Source organism: Pedobacter nutrimenti (assembly GCF_032678445.1).
Taxonomy (GTDB): Bacteria; Bacteroidota; Bacteroidia; order Sphingobacteriales; family Sphingobacteriaceae; genus Pedobacter; species Pedobacter nutrimenti_A.
The window spans coordinates 186871-204203 of sequence record NZ_JAVTSQ010000002.1 but is presented as its reverse complement, the minus strand read 5'-3'; the positions used below and the strand labels follow the sequence as shown (position 1 = coordinate 204203).

The window sequence follows — 17333 nt, the reverse complement described above, 5'->3', positions numbered from 1 at the left end:
TTACAATTAAAATTAAATTAGTAGAACCAATGAAACCTGCGCAGCAAGCTTCATTACAATTAAAATTAAATTAGTAGAACCAATGAAAATGACAAAGAAAGCAATAACCTTAGGTTTAGGTTTAGTAGTGATGGGTTCTGCCTCTTTTGCTCAGAGTTTAAATGATGCAAAGAAGGCGATAGATGCCGAACAGTACCAAAAAGCGACTTCGATGCTTAAAGCGCTCGTGAATTCTCAGGCCAGTAAAGGTGAAAATTACTACAACCTGGGTGAAGTTTACCTGCGTACAGATTACGTGGATTCTGCAAGAGCCGTTTTTACAAAAGGGGTTACTGCTGATCCGAAATATGCATTAAACTACATTGGTTTAGGTGAGGCTGACCTGGCTTCCAAAAATGCAGCCTCAGCAAAAACTAATTTTGATAAAGCCATCGAGGTTTCTTCAAAAAAAGATTACCTGCCATCTATGTATATCGGTAAAGCCTATACTGCAGCGGGTGACTACACTTCAGCTCTTCCATTTTTGCAGAAAGCAGATGAGTTAGATAAAGACGACAAAGATGCGGAAACTTTCATCGCATTGGGGGATTATTACGCAGCTCAGAAAAAGAACTCTGAAGCATTGCAAAATTATATGCGTGGGCTGAACATCAACGAAAACCTTTTAAGAGGTACGGTTCAGATTGGTCGTATGTACAAAGAATCCAGAGCATTTCCTGAGTCTGAAGAGCGTTTAAAAGAAGCGATTACTAAAGACCCTAATTATGGTCCTGCTTACAGAGAGATCGCTGAGCTTTATATGCAGTGGGCTAACTTCGAGCCAGCTAGCTTTGATGCAAAAGCAGCTCAGGCCTTAGAGAACTACAGAAAATATCTTGACCTGACTGATAAATCGTTCGAGTCTAAATTGCGTTATGCACAGTTCTTATTCTATGCTAAAGATTATAAAACTTTAGAGCAGGTAACAGCTGATCTGGCGACTGTAAGTCCTAATGATCCTAAATTACCAGTTGTATTAAGAATGCGTGGTTATTCAGCTTATGAGAATAAAAACTATCCTCAAAGTTTACAATACATGAATGATTTGTTTGCTAAAACTAAAGACCAGTCTCGTTTGGTTGCTACAGATTATCTATATTTAGGTAAAGCATTGCTTCAGTCAGGTAATGATAGTTTAGCCCTTCAAAATATTACCAAGTCTGTTCAAATGGATTCAACTAACGTAGAATCTCTTGCAGAGGTTGCAAAAGTTTATTATGATGCTAAAAAATATTCTAAAGCAGCAGATGTTTATGACAAAGTAATTGCAGCGGCTCCAAATGCGAAAGGTGTATTGTATAGCTATTATTATGATGGCCTTGCTCGTTATTTCCAATACGCGAATGAATTGAATGCAAAGAGAAACCCTTCAAAAGATCTACTGGTTAAAGCAGATTCGTCTATTTCTAAAGTAGTTCATCTTTCTCCTGAAACTGCGGATGCTTACTTATGGAGAGGACGTATCAACAGCTTGCTGGACGATGAAGCTAATCCAAAGGGACTAATGGTTCCTCATTTTGAGGCATTCGTTAAAAAAGTAACTGTTGATAAACCAGAAATGGCTGCGGCAAGTGCAAAGAAATTATCTGAAGCTTATGATCAGTTAGGTGCATTTTACATGGCTACCGATAAAGCAAAAGCTAAGGACTATTTTGAGAAAAGTATAGCGGCTAATCCTGCTGATACTTTTGCTCCTGCTAAATTAAAAGAAATGTCTGCTCCTGCGTCAGCAGCTAAGCCAAAAGCACCAATCAAGAAAAAATAATCAGTATAAATAACTATTATTGAAAAGGCAGGGTTGTTATCCTGCCTTTTTCTTTTAATTTTGTACCAAATTTATATTATGGAAACGCAAAGTATACCTTCAGATTTTCTCCCTATTATATTCCAGGTTGTTGTAGCGCTTGGTTTTGTGGTCACGACATTGATCGCAACCCATTTGCTTGGACCTACGAGGAAAACAGAAGATAAGTTATCTACTTTCGAAGCCGGTATTAAGGTGGTGGGTAATGCCAGACAGCCTTTTTCCATTAAATATTTCCTGGTGGCCATTCTGTTTGTGCTGTTTGATGTGGAAGTGATTTTTATGTATCCCTGGGCAGTGAACTTCAGAGAGCTTGGATCGCGGGGAATGATTGAAATGTTCATCTTTATGGGGACTTTACTGCTGGGCTTTATCTATGTCCTGAAGAAAAAAGTACTGGATTGGAACTAGTTATTTAGATTTGTTCTAAATGCGCCCCGGTGCTCCAATTCCTTCTAAAATATTGTAGATTTGTGGTTCATTCTTTACCTGAATGAACCCTTTTTGTTTATATCATGAGTGACATCAATATAGTAAACGCGCCTCCAGGCATTGAAGGATCTGGCTTTTTCGCCACCTCTTTAGATAAAGTTATCGGCCTGGCACGTTCCCATTCCTTATGGCCTTTACCATTTGCAACATCCTGCTGCGGAATTGAGTTTATGGCAACTATGGGATCGCATTATGATTTCGGACGTTTCGGTTCCGAACGTTTAAGTTTCTCCCCGCGTCAGGCAGACCTTTTAATGGTGATGGGTACCATCGCCAAGAAAATGGCTCCGGTATTGAAGCAGGTGTATCTGCAGATGGCAGAACCTCGATGGGTAATGGCTGTTGGTGCCTGTGCATCAAGCGGTGGTATTTTCGATACTTATTCTGTTCTTCAGGGAATCGATGAGATCATTCCGGTCGATGTGTATGTTCCGGGCTGCCCGCCAAGACCTGAAGCGATTTTAGATGGTTTTGGTAAAATACAGGAGCTGGTTAGAAATGAATCTTCAAGAAGGAGGAATTCTGATCAGTATAAAGAGTTACTGGCTTCTTACGGAATATTATAATGGCTGAAAACAAGAATCAAGAGCTGATCCAGGTGCTGACTGAAAAGTTTGGCGATAAGATCATTGGTGTTCAAGAGCCTTATGGCCTGTTGACCTTTGAGACCACAAAAGATGTAATCTCTGAAGTTTTGAAATTTCTTAAAGAAGGCGCAGCGACGAACTTCAATTTCCTGACCGATATTACGGCTGTTCATTACCCGGGTATGAAACACGGTATTGCAGTGGTATATCACCTGCACAGCATGGTGAACAAGGTGAGGGTACGAGTGAAGGTGTTCATAGACGAGCATCATCCAAGCATTCCTACAGCAACAACGTTGTGGAACGGCGCCAATTGGATGGAGAGAGAAACTTATGACTTTTTCGGGGTTAAATTCGAAGGTCATCCGGATCTGAGAAGAATATTGAATATGGACGACCTTGGGGTACACCCGATGCTGAAACAATATCCTTTGGAAGATCCAAACAGAGTGGATAAAAAAGACGAATACTTTGGTAGATAGAATATATGAATAATCAGCCGGTATATACAGATAACGACCCACAGAGTGAGCTGGTAACCCTAAACCTAGGGCCAACACACCCAGCTACGCACGGGGTATTTCAAAATGTTCTTCAGCTGGATGGTGAACGTATCGTGAGTGGGGTTTCTACGATCGGGTACATTCACCGTGCTTTTGAGAAAATTGCAGAACACAGACCTTTTTACCAGATCACACCGCTTACCGACCGTTTAAATTATTGTTCTTCACCGATCAATAATATGGGCTGGCATATGACAGTAGAGAAATTACTGAACATTGAGATGCCTAAACGGGTGGATTATCTGCGCGTGATCATTATGGAGCTGTCCAGGATCTCTGATCATATTATTTGCAATACCATTATTGCTCAGGATACAGGGGCTACAACAACCTTCCTTTACTTATTTCAGTTCAGGGAACATATTTATGAGATCTACGAAGAGATTTGCGGAGCACGTTTAACAACTAATATTGGTCGTATAGGTGGTTTCGAAAGGGATTTTAATGATATCGCTTTTGCGAAAATCAATAAATTCCTGAAAGAGTTTCCTGTAGCATTAAGAGAGTTTGAAAACCTTTTAAACAGAAACAGGATCTTTATTGACCGTACAGCTGGTGTAGCCCGGGTAACCGCAGAAACAGCTTTGAGTTACAGCTGGACCGGCCCTTTATTAAGGGCTACCGGTGTAGATTATGATGTAAGGGTAAGTGAGCCTTATTCTTCTTATCAGGATTTTGATTTTGAAGTCCCTGTTGGAACCAGTGGTGATATTTATGACCGTTACCTGGTGCGTAATGAAGAAATGTGGCAGAGTGTACGCCTGATTGAACAGGCCCTGCAGAAATTGAAGAACGAGCCTGCGGGTATTTTCCATGCGGACGTTCCGGATTTCTATTTACCGGCTAAAGAAGAAGTGTACAACAATATGGAAGCACTGATCTATCACTTCAAAATTGTGATGGGAGAGATTGATGCACCAAAAGCGGAAGTTTACCATGCTGTTGAAGGTGGTAACGGAGAACTGGGCTTTTACCTGATCAATGACGGTGGAAGAACGCCTTATCGTTTGCACTTCAGAAGACCAAGCTTTATCAATTATCAAATGTTTGCGAAAATGAGTGAAGGTATGCTGTTGTCAGATGCCATCATCAATATGAGTAGCATGAATATTATAGCAGGAGAACTAGATGCTTAGAGTAGAAGAACAACAACCTGTAGATTTTTCATCGGCTTTGCTGGCAAAGTTCGATGAGATTGTAAAAAGATATCCTGAGGGCAAGCAGAAATCTGCTTTGCTGCCGATTTTGCATGAAGTACAGGCCGAACAGGGCTGGCTGAGTACATCGGCGATGAACAGGGTAGCAGATTATCTGGATATTCAGGATATCGAGGTCTATGAAGTAGCATCTTTCTATACCATGTACTTTTTAAAACCTCAGGGCAAATATATGCTGGAGGTTTGCCGTACAGGGCCTTGCTGTCTGGTTGGAGCTGAAAAGCTGATGAACCATATTGAGCACAAGCTTGGGGTTAAAGAAGGAGAAGTAACGCCTGATGGCTTGTTCAGCTGGAGAGGTGTAGAATGTCTGGCCGCATGCGGTTATGGACCGGTTTTACAGATTGGCCCTGAATATACATTCTATGAGAACCTGAATGAACAAAAGGTAGACGATTTAATAGAGGACTTACGTAAGAAATAATGGCCCGTAAACTATTATTAGAACATATCAACGTACCCGGCATCAATACTTTTGATGTGTACCGCCAGAAAGGTGGTTACCGTGCTGTGGAAAAGGCTTTGAAAATGACCCCTGATGAGGTTGTGGAAGAAGTAAAGAAATCAGGATTACGCGGTCGTGGTGGTGCAGGATTCCCTACGGGAATGAAATGGAGCTTTCTGGCTAAGCCGGAAGGTGTGCCACGTTACCTGGTTTGTAATGCGGATGAATCTGAGCCTGGAACCTTTAAGGACAGGTATCTGATGACCTATATTCCTCATGCTTTGATTGAGGGAATGATCGTATCGAGCTTTGCACTTGGGGCTAAAACGTCTTACATCTATGTAAGAGGTGAAATGATGCCTCAGATCCGTATTCTGGAAAGAGCGATTGCTGAAGCAAAGAATGCGGGCTTTTTAGGTAAGAATATTTTAGGTTCAGGTTATGATCTGGAACTGTATGTTCAGCCTGGAGGCGGTGCTTATATTTGCGGTGAAGAGACGGCTTTATTGGAATCTTTAGAAGGTAAGAGAGGAAACCCGAGGATTAAACCTCCTTTTCCTGCAATTGCCGGATTATATGGCTGCCCTACGGTAGTGAATAACGTTGAATCTATTGCAGCTACTGTTCCGATCATCAACGATGGTGGCGATGAGTATGCTAAAATCGGTATCGGCCGCAGTACCGGAACTAAACTGATCTCTGCTTCAGGTAACCTGGTGAGACCGGGTGTTTATGAAATTGAGTTGGGTTTACCCGTAGAAGAGTTTATTTATTCTGATGAATACTGTGGTGGTATTGCCAATGGAAAAAGATTGAAGGCTACTGTAGCCGGAGGTTCTTCTGTTCCTGTTTTGCCAGCCAATTTAACTTTAAAATTAGCGAATGGTGATCCAAGGCTGATGAGCTATGAATCTTTATCCGAGGGTGGTTTTGCTACAGGTACCATGATGGGATCTGGTGGTTTTATTGCTTTTGATGAGGATCAGTGTATCGTTAGAAATACCTGGAACTTTTCAAGATTCTATCACCATGAAAGTTGCGGACAATGCTCCCCTTGCCGTGAAGGTACAGGTTGGATGGAAAAGGTATTGCACCGCCTGGAATACGGACATGGTAAAATGAGTGATATTGACCTGTTGGTGGATGTATCCAAGAAGATAGAAGGAAATACCATCTGTCCATTGGGAGATGCAGCAGCATGGCCGGTTGCAAGTGCCATCAGACATTTCAGAGATGAGTTTGAATGGCATGTAAAGGAACCGGTTAAATCTCTGGATACAAATTATGGTTTGGCTAATTATGCCAATCCGATTGCGAAAGCAGAAGTGACTACTGAAAATTAAAGAATAGCTGCAACAATGAGTGATAAAGTTAAGGTAACCATAGACGGGATAACTGTTGAAGTAAATCCTGGTACGACGATCCTGAATGCTGCAAGGCAAATAGGAGGGGATATTGTACCTCCGGCGATGTGCTATTATTCCAAGCTGGAAGGTAGCGGAGGTAAATGCCGTACCTGTATTGTTAAGGTAAGCAAGGGCTCTGAAAAAGACCCAAGACCGATGCCTAAACTGGTGGCTTCCTGCCGTACAACAGTTATGGATGGTATGGAAGTGCAGAACATTACTTCTCCGGAGGTTTTGGAAGCCCGCAGCGGAGTTGTAGAGATGTTATTGATCAACCACCCGCTGGATTGTCCGGTATGTGATCAGGCTGGAGAATGCGATTTGCAGAATCTGGGCTATGAGCACGGTTTGCAGAAAACAAGATATGAATTTGAGCGCCGTACTTTTGAGCGCATCGATATTGGCGATAAGATCCAGTTGCACATGAACCGTTGCATTTTATGCTATCGTTGTGTATTTACTGCAGATCAGATCACCAATAAACGTGTTCATGGTATCTTAAACAGGGGTGACCATTCAGAGATCTCTACCTATATCCAAACGGCTGTAGACAATGATTTTTCCGGAAACGTGATTGATGTTTGCCCTGTAGGTGCATTAACAGATAAAACGTTCAGGTTTAAAAACAGGGTTTGGTTTACTAAACCGATTGATGCACACCGCGACTGCCCGACCTGCAGCGGTAAAGTAACGCTGTGGTATAAGGGAGAAGATGTACTGAGGGTAACTGCCCGTAAGGATGTGTATGGTGAGGTGGAAGAGTTCATCTGCAATACTTGTCGTTTTGATAAGAAAAAGACTGCAGACTGGGTGATTGAACATCCTACGCACATCAGTGATACTTCAGTGATTTCTTCTAATCACTATGAAACCATGAAACCTTTACCTGTAATTCAGGACAATCCTAAATTGCAGCTTGCAAATAAAATAGAACTAGAAAAAACCACTAAATTCTAATGGATATCTCGTTTGTTATAGAAAAATTTATACTGGTGGCGATCATTTTCGGGATCAGCTTACTGATTGCGATGTATTCCACGTATGCTGAAAGAAAAGTGGCCGCATTTTTACAAGATCGTTTAGGACCAGACAGAGCAGGTCCCTTTGGGATTTTACAGCCGCTTGCGGATGGGGTAAAGATGTTCATGAAAGAAGAGATCGTACCCGCAAATTCGAGTAAATGGTTGTTTATGGTTGGACCTGGTCTGGCTATGTTAACGGCCTGTATCGGTACAGCAGTAATTCCATGGGGATCACCGATCACGATAGGTGGCCGTGTCATTGCTTTGCAGGTAACAGACATCAACGTAGGTATTTTATACATTTTTGGTGTGGTTTCTTTAGGTGTTTATGGTGTAATGATCGGAGGCTGGGCATCCAACAATAAATATTCTTTATTGTCTGCGATTCGTGCGGCTTCTCAAAACATCAGTTATGAAATTGCCATGGGTTTATCCATTATCGCTTTATTGCTGGTAACAGGTACCATGAGTTTAAAAGAAATTACAGAACAGCAGCATGGCTGGCACTGGAATGTGCTGTACCAGCCGGTTGGCTTTATTCTGTTTATGATTTGCGCTTTTGCGGAAACCAACCGTGCGCCTTTCGATTTACCGGAATGTGAAACGGAGCTGATTGGCGGATACCATACAGAATATTCTTCCATGAAACTGGGCTTTTATCTGTTTGCAGAGTACATTAATATGTTCGTGTCTTCGGCGGTAATGGCCACGCTTTATTTTGGGGGATATAACTATCCGGGAATGGACTCCATGGCCGTATGGCTTGGCCCAACATGGGCACCGCTTTTTGGTACGTTCATATTCTTTATGAAGATATTTGCATTTATATTCTTCTTTATGTGGGTGCGCTGGACCATTCCGCGTTTCCGTTATGATCAGTTGATGCATTTGGGCTGGAAGATGTTAATTCCACTGGCTATTGCGAATATTATTGTCACAGGACTTGTGATTGCTTATATAGAAAAGTTTTAACTCCCGCGCAGCGGTAAAAATAAAAGGAGGTTTAATGGAACCATTAACCAGTAAAAAGAAAGTATTAGAACAAAAGCCCTTAACGTTTGCAGAGCGCATGTACCTGCCGGCGATTATGAAGGGGATGTCTATCACCATCAGTCACTTCTTTAAAAAGGAAGCAACGATACGCTATCCTGAGGTAGAAAGAGAATTTTCGACCAACTTCAGGGGAATGCACTCCTTAAAAAGAGATGAAGACGGAAGGGAGCGCTGCACAGCCTGTGGTTTATGTGCATTGTCCTGCCCTGCAGAAGCCATCACTATGATTGCTGCTGAACGTAAACCGGAAGAGAAGGAACTGTACAGAGAGGAGAAATATGCAGCAGTATATGAAATCAATATGCTGCGTTGTATTTTCTGCGGTTTATGTGAAGAGGCTTGTCCTAAAGAGGCCATTTACTTAGACGGTCCTATTGTTCCGGCTGATTATCTGCGTAAGGATTTCATTTATGGAAAAGATAAACTGGTAGAGGCACCATTAGAGAAAAAATAAATAGTTTAATACATTTGTCGCTTTTAAACGGCTTTAAAACAAAATAATAAATGGGTACATCTGTATTCTATGTAGTCGCAGCTTTAAGCATCTTCTTTTCACTGATGGTGATCTTTTCGAAGAACCCGGTGCACAGTGTGCTTTACCTGATCGTTACTTTTTTCACCTTCACGGTTCATTACGTTTTATTAAATGCGCAGTTTCTTGCCGTCGTGAATTTTATCGTGTACATGGGGGCCATTATGGTGCTTTTTCTCTTTGTACTGATGCTATTGAACCTCAATAAGGAAAACGAACCTTCCAAATCCAACCTGATCAAAGTGGTGGGGATCATTGCCGGCTGCTGCCTGGTGGTGACGCTGATTGGTTCTTTTAAAGCAACGACACTTTCTAATCCATTGGTGTTGCAGAACCCGGACCTGGGTCTGGTGAAAAACCTGGGTAAAGAATTATTTGGTCCGTTTATGCTTCCATTTGAATTGTCTTCGATCTTGTTGCTGACAGCGATGGTAGGAGCGGTATTGTTAACTAAAAAAGAAAAAGTATAGTGGGAAATCTAACGCAAACATTGCAGGGAGTGCCGCTTAACCATTACATCTGGCTGAGCGCTATTATTTTCACCATTGGTGTTGTTGGGGTATTGACCCGCAGAAATGCCATTGTGATTTTTATGTCGGTGGAGTTGATGCTGAACGCAGTTAATTTACTGCTGACCGCTTTTTCGGTACACAGTAACGATCCTTCAGGACAGGTATTTGTGTTTTTTATTATGGCACTTGCAGCCGCCGAGGTTGCTGTAGGCCTGAGTATTATTGTAATGGTCTACAGGAATACCCAGAGTACTGATGTTAATGTATTGAATCGCCTTAAGTGGTAATTATTAAGAATAGAATTATAAAATGATAGATTTAGTTTGGCTGGTTCCGTTGATTCCTCTTTTAGGCTTTGTAATTAATGGCCTTGGAAGAAATACATTATCTAAAAACCTGATCGGGTTTATTGGAAGCGGAGTGATTTTCATTTCATTTGCCATTAGCGTGGGTATCTTTTTTGCATTGGGTGCTGATGCGAACAAATCGCATGAGATCTTCCTTTTTGACTGGATCAATGCAGGTAGTTTACATATTCCCCTGTCTTTTTTAGTTGATCCGCTGAGCAGTATTATGCTGCTGATCATAACAGGGGTAGGTTTCCTGATCCATGTATATTCTATTGGATATATGCACAGCGATGAAGGTTTCGGTAAGTTTTTCAGCTACCTGAACCTGTTTATCTTCTTTATGCTATTACTGGTCCTTGGATCAAACTATATTGTCATGTTCATTGGCTGGGAAGGCGTAGGTTTATGCTCTTACCTGCTCATCGGTTTCTGGTTCACCAACAGCAGTTATGCTTCGGCAGCCAAAAAGGCTTTCGTGATGAACAGAATTGGTGACCTTGGCTTTTTACTGGCCGTGTTCCTGATCTTTACCACTTTTGGAAGTGTAGAGTTTTCAAAGGTATTTCCTCAGGCGGCTAATTTGATGCCGGGTCATTCTACTGTGGTATTGATTACCCTGTTGCTGTTCATCGGTGCCTGCGGTAAATCTGCACAAATTCCATTGTTTACCTGGTTGCCGGATGCGATGGCAGGACCAACGCCGGTTTCGGCTTTGATCCACGCAGCAACGATGGTAACGGCGGGTATCTATATGATCGCAAGATCTAACGTGCTGTTTGACCTGGCCCCTGTGATCCAGCACCTGATTGCCATCATCGGTTTGGCTACGGCTGTTCTGGGTGCACTGATTGCGATTACACAAACAGATATTAAGAAGGTACTGGCTTATTCTACCGTATCTCAATTGGGCTATATGTTCCTTGGTCTTGGTGTTGGTGCCTATGATGGGGCCTTCTTCCATGTGATTACCCATGCTTTCTTTAAAGCTTTGTTGTTCCTGTGTGCAGGTTCTGTAATCCATGCGATGCACCATGAACAGGATATGAGACATATGGGTGGTTTACGTAAGAAATTACCGGTTACCTTTATTACCATGCTGATTGGTACCATTGCCATCGCAGGTTTGCCGCCTTTCTCTGGTTTCTTTTCTAAAGACGAGATCCTGGCACATGCTTATCAATACAATAAAGTAGTTTGGGCGATCGGTGTATTTACCGCCTTCCTGACTGCCTTCTATATGTTCAGAATGTTGTATTTAACCTTCTATGGTAAATATAGAGGAACACATCATGCAGAAGAGCATATTCATGAGTCACCTTCGACCATGACATTGCCATTGATTGTTCTGGCGGTTTTATCTGTGTTCGGCGGTGTATTGAACATCCCTGAGTCTTTAGGGGGACATCAATGGCTGGCCCACTGGTTAACTCCGGTGATTGCTCACCATGCAGAAGGACCTGATCATGCTACAGAATATATGCTGATGGGGGTTTCTGTAATAGGTGTATTGATCTCGATCGCTATCGCTTACAACAAATACAACAAACAAGGTCATGTACCTGTTCCTGATGAAACAAAGAGATCTGCTTTTGCAAATCTTTCCTACCATAAATTTTATATTGATGAACTTTACGATCTGATCATCAGAAGGCCGCTGGATGCGTTTTCTACGTTCTTCTACAAAATCGTTGACCGTAAGATCATCGACGGAATTGTGAATGGTTTGGGCTGGGGTACTTCGGAAACCAGTAAAGGTTTGCGTTTATTGCAGACCGGAAATGTAGGGTTCTATATTTTCATGATGGTGGCTGGAATCATCTCTTTGTTATTGTATACTTATTTATCTATCTAAAAGATCGTTCAAACAAGCATAATGGAACAACTTTTAATACTTCTTATATTTCTACCTCTGGCTGGTGCTTTAGTGACGGCGTTTGCCGGCAAAGCAGCAAAATATGTAGCTTTGATCTCTGCAATCGTATCTCTGGCTATTACAGCTGTTGTAGCGGTTAATTTTATTCCGGATGCAAGCACACAGTTTGTGGTGAACTGTCCGTGGATCCAGGAACTAGGCATTAGTTTTCATGCGGGGATTGATGGCATTAGCCTGATCACTGTTCTGCTGACCAATGTTTTGATTCCGATCATTGTCCTGGCCAGTTATCAGCATGATTACAAAAGGGCGAATGCTTTTTATGCCCTGATCTTATTTATGCAGGCGGGTTTGCTGGTGGTATTTACCGCTTTAGATGCCTTCCTGTTCTATATTGGCTGGGAAGCAGCATTGATCCCTGTGTATTTTATCTGCGCGGTTTGGGGTGGTAAGGACCGTATTAAAGTGAACATGAAATTTTTCGTGTATACCATTGCTGGTTCATTGTTTATGCTATTGGGTATCATCTATCTGTATTTACAAAACCCGGCGCACAATTTTGATATTCAGGCTTTTTATAAGCTGAACCTGGATGCGACACAACAAGGCTGGATTTTCTGGTCTTTCTTTATTGCTTTTGCTATTAAAATGCCGGTATTTCCTTTCCATACCTGGCAACCGGATACCTATACAGAGGCGCCTGCAACAGGAACGATGCTTCTGGCAGGTATTATGCTGAAAATGGGTATTTATGGTGTGATCAGATGGTTGTTGCCAATTGTTCCTGCAGGTGTTCAGGATTGGGGCACTACGGCAATTATATTATCCATTATTGGTATTGTCTACGCCTCCGTTATTGCTTTTACACAAAAGAATGCAAAGAGGCTGGTGGCTTATTCTTCTATTGCACACGTTGGGCTGATCTCTGCGGGTATCTTTGCTTTGAACACGCAGGGTATGCAAGGTGCGATGATCCAGATGTTGAGCCATGGTATCAATGTGATTGGTCTGTTCTTTGTTCTGGATATCATTTTCAACAGAATGAAGACCAATAAGATTGCAGATCTGGGTGGTATTGCAAGTAAGGCACCGCACTTGGCTATTGCTTTTCTGATCATCGTATTTGGTACGGTTGCTTTACCTGGAACCAATGGGTTTATCGGGGAGTTCCTGTTGCTGATGGGCGTTTATCAGTTTAACCTGTGGGCAGCGGTATTTGCCGGACTGACCATCATTTTTGGCGCAGTATATATGCTGAGAATGTACCAGGGTATTATGCTGGGCAAAACCAACGAGCTGACCATTGGCTTTACAGACATCAAAGGATCTGAAAAATTAGTATTATATATCATTTGTGCGTTGATCATTGTACTGGGCGTATATCCAAAGCCCGTCCTTCACTTATCTGAAGCGGCTGTACAACAATTAATAGAACAGGTAAATCAAAAATTAACATCGGTAAACTAAGGAAATGAATATCATTATAACAATTGCGGTTACAGCTTTAGTAGTTCTTTATGCAGGTTTGTTTAAAGCTAAAAAAGCGTTATTACCTATTTCCATTATTGGTCTGCTTACCTCACTGGCTTTTGTTGTTACCTCATGGAATACCAATCAGGTGTTTTACGGCATGATGCAAATGGACAATTTTGCGCTTGCTTTTTCAGGCCTGACCATTTTGGGTACCCTTCTGATCTTATTACTGACACAGAATTATTTCTCCAAAGACAGTGAAAATATAGCAGAATACCTGACCTTGATCCTTTTTTCCCTTGCTGGTATTGTGATCATGGTTTCCTATAAAAACATGTCGATGTTGTTCATTGGCCTGGAAATTATGTCGGTGAGTTTATACATTCTGGCTGGTATTCGTAAAAACAATTTTGCTTCCAATGAAGCTTCACTGAAATATTTTTTAATGGGTGCCTTCTCTACAGGTTTCCTGTTGTTTGGGATTACGCTGATCTATGGTGCCACCGGATCTTTCGATTTAGAAGTGATCAATAAATACCTGGTTGGAAATTATACAGCGGTTTCACCTTTGTTCTATCCGGGGATCATCTTAATGATGATTGGTCTGAGCTTTAAGGTAGGTGCTGCACCTTTTCATTTCTGGACTCCGGACGTGTATGAAGGCTCTCCAAGTCTGGTAACAGCTTTTATGTCTACGGTAGTTAAAACTGCGGGATTTGCTGCCTTTTTACGCTTATTCGCGGATACATTTGCACCATTGCATGACTTCTGGTTGCCACCATTGATGGTAATTGTTTGTTTGACTTTATTGATTGGCAACGTAACGGCGCTGTTCCAGAAAAGCTTCAAAAGAATGCTGGCTTATTCCAGTATCTCTCACGCGGGTTATTTGTTGTTCTCCCTGGTGGCATTGACTTCAAGATCAGCAGGTGATGTACTTGTTTATGCCTCTGCTTATACTTTTGCCAGCATTGTGGCTTTCGGTGTATTGATCCTGGTGAAACAAAAGACCGGAAGTGATAACTTTGAGAGCTTTAACGGCCTGGCTAAAAAGAACCCGCTTGCTGCATTGGTCCTGACTGTTGCCATGTTGTCTCTGGCAGGGATTCCTTTAACAGCGGGCTTTATCGGTAAATATGTCATGTTCCTGAATGTGATGAATGACTATAGAATCTTCCTGGTTGCTTTTGCTATTTTAAATGCCCTGGTTGGCTTCTATTATTACTTCAGAGTTATTGTGGCCATGTACTTTAAAGAAGGCAATGAAGTTAGTCTGGATACGCCTGTGCAATACAAAGTTGTACTGATCCTTTCTGTAGCTGTTACCGTCATTTTGGGTATATTTCCGTCCATAATTTTAAATTTGATATAACGGGCTTCTCTTGATAATTATTTGTAGTTTTACGAATAATTGAACTATGCACGAATTCTGGAATTCATTACAGCACTTCATCGATCCTGAGAAATTACTAAAAGAAGGTGGTTTTTATGTGGTGTTGTTCGTGATTTTTGCAGAAACGGGCTTGTTTTTCGGATTCTTTTTGCCGGGAGATTATCTCCTGTTCCTGGCTGGCATGTTCGTTGCTACAGGTAAATTAGACATCAGTATTTATATGTTGGTGCTAGGGCTTTTTATAGCAGCAGTACTGGGTAATTTTACAGGCTACTGGTTTGGACGTAAGACCGGGCCTGTATTGTATCATAGAAAAGACACCTTCTTTTTTAAAAAGAAGTATTTAAAGGCGGCGGAAGAATATTACAATAAACAGGGCGCATTTGCATTGATTATGGGTAGATTTGTGCCGATTGTTCGAACTTTTGCACCGATTTTTGCTGGTGTGGTTAAACTGGAATTTAAAAGGTTCGCATTTTATAACATAGCCGGTGGATTATTATGGATTTCATCCTTAACTTTACTGGGCTATTTTTTAGGTAAAAGATTTGAAAAAGAGATTAATGCTTATTTATTATATATAATTACTGGATTTATTGTGATTACATCGATCCCTTTGATTTATACCTTTGTTAAAGGGAAGGTGCTGAGCAGCAATAATGATAAAACAACAAACACTGATTAATAAAAAATGACTAAAGACGATCACCATCCGTGGCATAATGTTTCTCCCGGCGCTAAACTGCCTGAATTTGTAAATGCAATTATCGAAATTCCTAAAGGATCCAAAGCAAAGTATGAGATAGATAAAGAATCCAATTTAATTAAATTAGATCGTGTTCTTTTCTCTTCAGTAATGTATCCGGCCAATTATGGCTTTATTCCTCAAACGTATTGCGACGATAATGACCCTTTGGATATCCTGGTTCTTTGTTCTGTAGATGTGTACCCGCTTTCTATTATTGAAGCGAAAGTGATTGGGGTAATGCATATGGTAGACAATGGGGAACAGGATGATAAGATCATTGCAGTAGCTAAAAATGATATGTCTGTAAATTACATCAACGACATTTCAGAGCTTCCTCCGCATACCATGAAAGAAATTGTACGTTTCTTCCAGGATTATAAAGCGCTGGAGAACAAAAATGTAACTATTGAGGATTTACTGGGTGTGAAATTTGCGCACAAGGTGATCCATGAAAGCATAGAGCTTTACGATAAAACATTCAGAAATAATTCTTAAATGGGCTTTCAGATATTTTTAACCTTTTTCCTGGTTGTGTTGAACGGTTTCTTTGTTGCAGCAGAGTTTGCAATTGTAAAGGTCCGTGCTTCACAAATAGAGATTAAAGCTAAATCAGGTAGTAGAGTAGCTAATATTGCCAAATACATTACCCAACATTTGGATGGATACCTGGCTGCAACGCAGCTGGGTATTACGCTGGCATCTCTTGGTTTGGGCTGGGTTGGAGAATCTGTTATGGAGCATCTTTTACACAATCTGTTAACAGTACTGGGGTCTTCTCCGGAGTTTATAGATTCGTTTTCGAAGACTGCTGCACCTATTATTGCTTTTTGTTTCATCACCGTTATGCACATTGTATTTGGTGAGCTTGCCCCAAAATCTGTGGCCATACAAAGACCTGTTGCAACGACATTATTTGTGTCTTTGCCCCTGCAGATTTTTTATGTGGTGTTCAGGCCGTTTATCTGGTTGCTGAATGGTTTTGCCAATATTATTCTGAAGGCATTTGGCATCAATACCGTAGGCGGTCATGAAGCGGTACACAGTACCGAAGAACTGTACTACCTGCTGGACCAGGGAAAGGAAAGTGGTGCATTAGATACCAATGAGCATGAACTGATCCGGAACGTTTTTGACTTTAATGAACGTGTAGTGAAGAACATCATGGTGCCGAGAACCAAAATTTCGGGTATTGAGTTGTCTACCCCGAAGGAAGAGGTGATTGAGAAGATCATTGCTGAAGGCTACTCGCGTTTGCCGGTATATGATGATATTATTGACAAGATCATTGGTATTATCCATGCCAAGGACGTATTGCCTTTACTGGCAAGTCATAAAGACTGGACTTTAAAGGACATCATCCGTAAACCTTATTTTGTTCCGGAAACCAAAAAGATCAATGATCTGCTGAGTGAACTTCAGCAGAAAAGGATCCAGATTGCTATTGTGATTGATGAATTTGGCGGAACTGCAGGTATGGTGACCCTGGAGGATATTGTGGAAGAGATTGTGGGCGAGATCCAGGATGAATATGACGAAGAAAAACCGAATGTGGAGAAGATCTCGGATACGGAATTTATCATCAATGCCTATGCAACTGTTTATGATGTGAACGAGCATTTGCCGCATGACCTTCCGGAAGATGAAGATTTTGATACCGTTGGAGGTTTGGTTTCTCATGCCTTTGGAAGAATTCCGGAAGTTGGAGACAGCGAGGAATGTTATGGTTATCTGTTTACCATTCTGAAAAAGACGGAACAGAATATTGAGACCATTAAACTGGAACTGGTGATTGCTAAAGAAGATCAGGTCGATAATCATTAAACC

The 17333-nt window shown here is 41.5% G+C and carries 18 protein-coding genes; all 18 read left to right on the top strand.

The features are described 5' to 3' along the window. Window positions 1-88: 88 nt before the first annotated feature. The 18 genes from R2S08_RS03660 (at window position 89) to R2S08_RS03575 (ending at window position 17330) form a co-directional block, all read left to right on the top strand. Window positions 89-1804, top strand: coding sequence for a hypothetical protein (locus tag R2S08_RS03660; protein WP_316833903.1), 1716 nt, complete (start codon window positions 89-91; stop codon window positions 1802-1804). Between the two features lie 78 nt (window positions 1805-1882). Beyond that, window positions 1883-2254, top strand: a complete 372-nt coding sequence (locus R2S08_RS03655) for an NADH-quinone oxidoreductase subunit A (protein ID WP_133779279.1) — start codon at window positions 1883-1885, stop codon at window positions 2252-2254. A 104-nt stretch (window positions 2255-2358) separates the two neighbouring features. Further along, on the top strand, window positions 2359-2901 hold the full coding sequence (locus R2S08_RS03650; protein ID WP_108549706.1) for an NADH-quinone oxidoreductase subunit B: 543 nt from the start codon (window positions 2359-2361) through the stop codon (window positions 2899-2901). Continuing rightward, entirely contained in the window at window positions 2901-3404 is a 504-nt protein-coding gene (locus R2S08_RS03645; protein ID WP_316833902.1) for an NADH-quinone oxidoreductase subunit C, read from the top strand. Before R2S08_RS03650 ends, R2S08_RS03645 begins: the two co-directional genes overlap by 1 nt. Before the next feature lie 5 nt (window positions 3405-3409). Next, window positions 3410-4621, top strand: coding sequence for an NADH-quinone oxidoreductase subunit D (locus R2S08_RS03640; protein ID WP_133779281.1), 1212 nt, complete (start codon window positions 3410-3412; stop codon window positions 4619-4621). Continuing rightward, a complete protein-coding gene (locus R2S08_RS03635) occupies window positions 4614-5126 on the top strand; it encodes an NAD(P)H-dependent oxidoreductase subunit E (protein WP_316833901.1) in 513 nt (170 codons plus the stop codon). Before R2S08_RS03640 ends, R2S08_RS03635 begins: the two co-directional genes overlap by 8 nt. Beyond that, entirely contained in the window at window positions 5126-6490 is a 1365-nt protein-coding gene (nuoF, locus tag R2S08_RS03630) for an NADH-quinone oxidoreductase subunit NuoF (protein ID WP_316833900.1), read from the top strand. Before R2S08_RS03635 ends, nuoF begins: the two co-directional genes overlap by 1 nt. A gap of 15 nt (window positions 6491-6505) precedes the next feature. Then, window positions 6506-7510, top strand: coding sequence for a 2Fe-2S iron-sulfur cluster-binding protein (locus R2S08_RS03625; protein WP_133779284.1), 1005 nt, complete (start codon window positions 6506-6508; stop codon window positions 7508-7510). Next, window positions 7510-8547 carry an NADH-quinone oxidoreductase subunit NuoH gene (gene nuoH, locus R2S08_RS03620; RefSeq protein WP_316833899.1) on the top strand — a complete coding sequence of 346 codons (1038 nt, stop codon included), beginning with the start codon at window positions 7510-7512 and terminating at the stop codon, window positions 8545-8547. Before R2S08_RS03625 ends, nuoH begins: the two co-directional genes overlap by 1 nt. 34 nt (window positions 8548-8581) lie before the next feature. Next, entirely contained in the window at window positions 8582-9082 is a 501-nt protein-coding gene (locus R2S08_RS03615) for a NuoI/complex I 23 kDa subunit family protein (protein ID WP_108549713.1), read from the top strand. A gap of 50 nt (window positions 9083-9132) precedes the next feature. Further along, window positions 9133-9630: an NADH-quinone oxidoreductase subunit J gene (locus tag R2S08_RS03610; protein ID WP_108549714.1), complete on the top strand. Its 498-nt coding sequence runs from the start codon at window positions 9133-9135 to the stop codon at window positions 9628-9630. Continuing rightward, window positions 9630-9959 carry an NADH-quinone oxidoreductase subunit NuoK gene (nuoK, locus tag R2S08_RS03605; protein ID WP_108549715.1) on the top strand — a complete coding sequence of 110 codons (330 nt, stop codon included), beginning with the start codon at window positions 9630-9632 and terminating at the stop codon, window positions 9957-9959. The genes R2S08_RS03610 and nuoK overlap by 1 nt, the downstream gene beginning before the upstream one ends. Before the next feature lie 22 nt (window positions 9960-9981). Beyond that, a complete protein-coding gene (gene nuoL / locus R2S08_RS03600; RefSeq protein ID WP_316833898.1) occupies window positions 9982-11874 on the top strand; it encodes an NADH-quinone oxidoreductase subunit L in 1893 nt (630 codons plus the stop codon). A 21-nt stretch (window positions 11875-11895) separates the two neighbouring features. After that, window positions 11896-13362, top strand: coding sequence for a NuoM family protein (locus R2S08_RS03595; RefSeq protein WP_133779287.1), 1467 nt, complete (start codon window positions 11896-11898; stop codon window positions 13360-13362). Window positions 13363-13366: 4 nt separating this feature from the next. Beyond that, on the top strand, window positions 13367-14740 hold the full coding sequence (locus R2S08_RS03590) for an NADH-quinone oxidoreductase subunit N (RefSeq protein ID WP_316833897.1): 1374 nt from the start codon (window positions 13367-13369) through the stop codon (window positions 14738-14740). Between the two features lie 46 nt (window positions 14741-14786). Continuing rightward, window positions 14787-15446, top strand: coding sequence for a DedA family protein (locus tag R2S08_RS03585; RefSeq protein WP_316833896.1), 660 nt, complete (start codon window positions 14787-14789; stop codon window positions 15444-15446). Window positions 15447-15452: 6 nt separating this feature from the next. Next, window positions 15453-16004, top strand: coding sequence for an inorganic diphosphatase (locus tag R2S08_RS03580; protein ID WP_133779290.1), 552 nt, complete (start codon window positions 15453-15455; stop codon window positions 16002-16004). Then, on the top strand, window positions 16005-17330 hold the full coding sequence (locus tag R2S08_RS03575) for a hemolysin family protein (protein WP_133779291.1): 1326 nt from the start codon (window positions 16005-16007) through the stop codon (window positions 17328-17330). It begins immediately after the preceding gene. Window positions 17331-17333: the final 3 nt, after the last annotated feature.

Bases quoted from the DNA above. Each gene is read 5' to 3' on its own strand.
- R2S08_RS03660 (WP_316833903.1), top strand. From the start codon at position 89: ATGACAAAGAAAGCAATAACCTTAGGTTTAGGTTTAGTAGTGATGGGT.
- R2S08_RS03655 (WP_133779279.1), top strand. From the start codon at position 1,883: ATGGAAACGCAAAGTATACCTTCAGATTTTCTCCCTATTATATTCCAG.
- R2S08_RS03650 (WP_108549706.1), top strand. From the start codon at position 2,359: ATGAGTGACATCAATATAGTAAACGCGCCTCCAGGCATTGAAGGATCT.
- R2S08_RS03645 (WP_316833902.1), top strand. From the start codon at position 2,901: ATGGCTGAAAACAAGAATCAAGAGCTGATCCAGGTGCTGACTGAAAAG.
- R2S08_RS03640 (WP_133779281.1), top strand. From the start codon at position 3,410: ATGAATAATCAGCCGGTATATACAGATAACGACCCACAGAGTGAGCTG.
- R2S08_RS03635 (WP_316833901.1), top strand. From the start codon at position 4,614: ATGCTTAGAGTAGAAGAACAACAACCTGTAGATTTTTCATCGGCTTTG.
- nuoF (WP_316833900.1), top strand. From the start codon at position 5,126: ATGGCCCGTAAACTATTATTAGAACATATCAACGTACCCGGCATCAAT.
- R2S08_RS03625 (WP_133779284.1), top strand. From the start codon at position 6,506: ATGAGTGATAAAGTTAAGGTAACCATAGACGGGATAACTGTTGAAGTA.
- nuoH (WP_316833899.1), top strand. From the start codon at position 7,510: ATGGATATCTCGTTTGTTATAGAAAAATTTATACTGGTGGCGATCATT.
- R2S08_RS03615 (WP_108549713.1), top strand. From the start codon at position 8,582: ATGGAACCATTAACCAGTAAAAAGAAAGTATTAGAACAAAAGCCCTTA.
- R2S08_RS03610 (WP_108549714.1), top strand. From the start codon at position 9,133: ATGGGTACATCTGTATTCTATGTAGTCGCAGCTTTAAGCATCTTCTTT.
- nuoL (WP_316833898.1), top strand. From the start codon at position 9,982: ATGATAGATTTAGTTTGGCTGGTTCCGTTGATTCCTCTTTTAGGCTTT.
- R2S08_RS03595 (WP_133779287.1), top strand. From the start codon at position 11,896: ATGGAACAACTTTTAATACTTCTTATATTTCTACCTCTGGCTGGTGCT.
- R2S08_RS03590 (WP_316833897.1), top strand. From the start codon at position 13,367: ATGAATATCATTATAACAATTGCGGTTACAGCTTTAGTAGTTCTTTAT.
- R2S08_RS03585 (WP_316833896.1), top strand. From the start codon at position 14,787: ATGCACGAATTCTGGAATTCATTACAGCACTTCATCGATCCTGAGAAA.
- R2S08_RS03580 (WP_133779290.1), top strand. From the start codon at position 15,453: ATGACTAAAGACGATCACCATCCGTGGCATAATGTTTCTCCCGGCGCT.
- R2S08_RS03575 (WP_133779291.1), top strand. From the start codon at position 16,005: ATGGGCTTTCAGATATTTTTAACCTTTTTCCTGGTTGTGTTGAACGGT.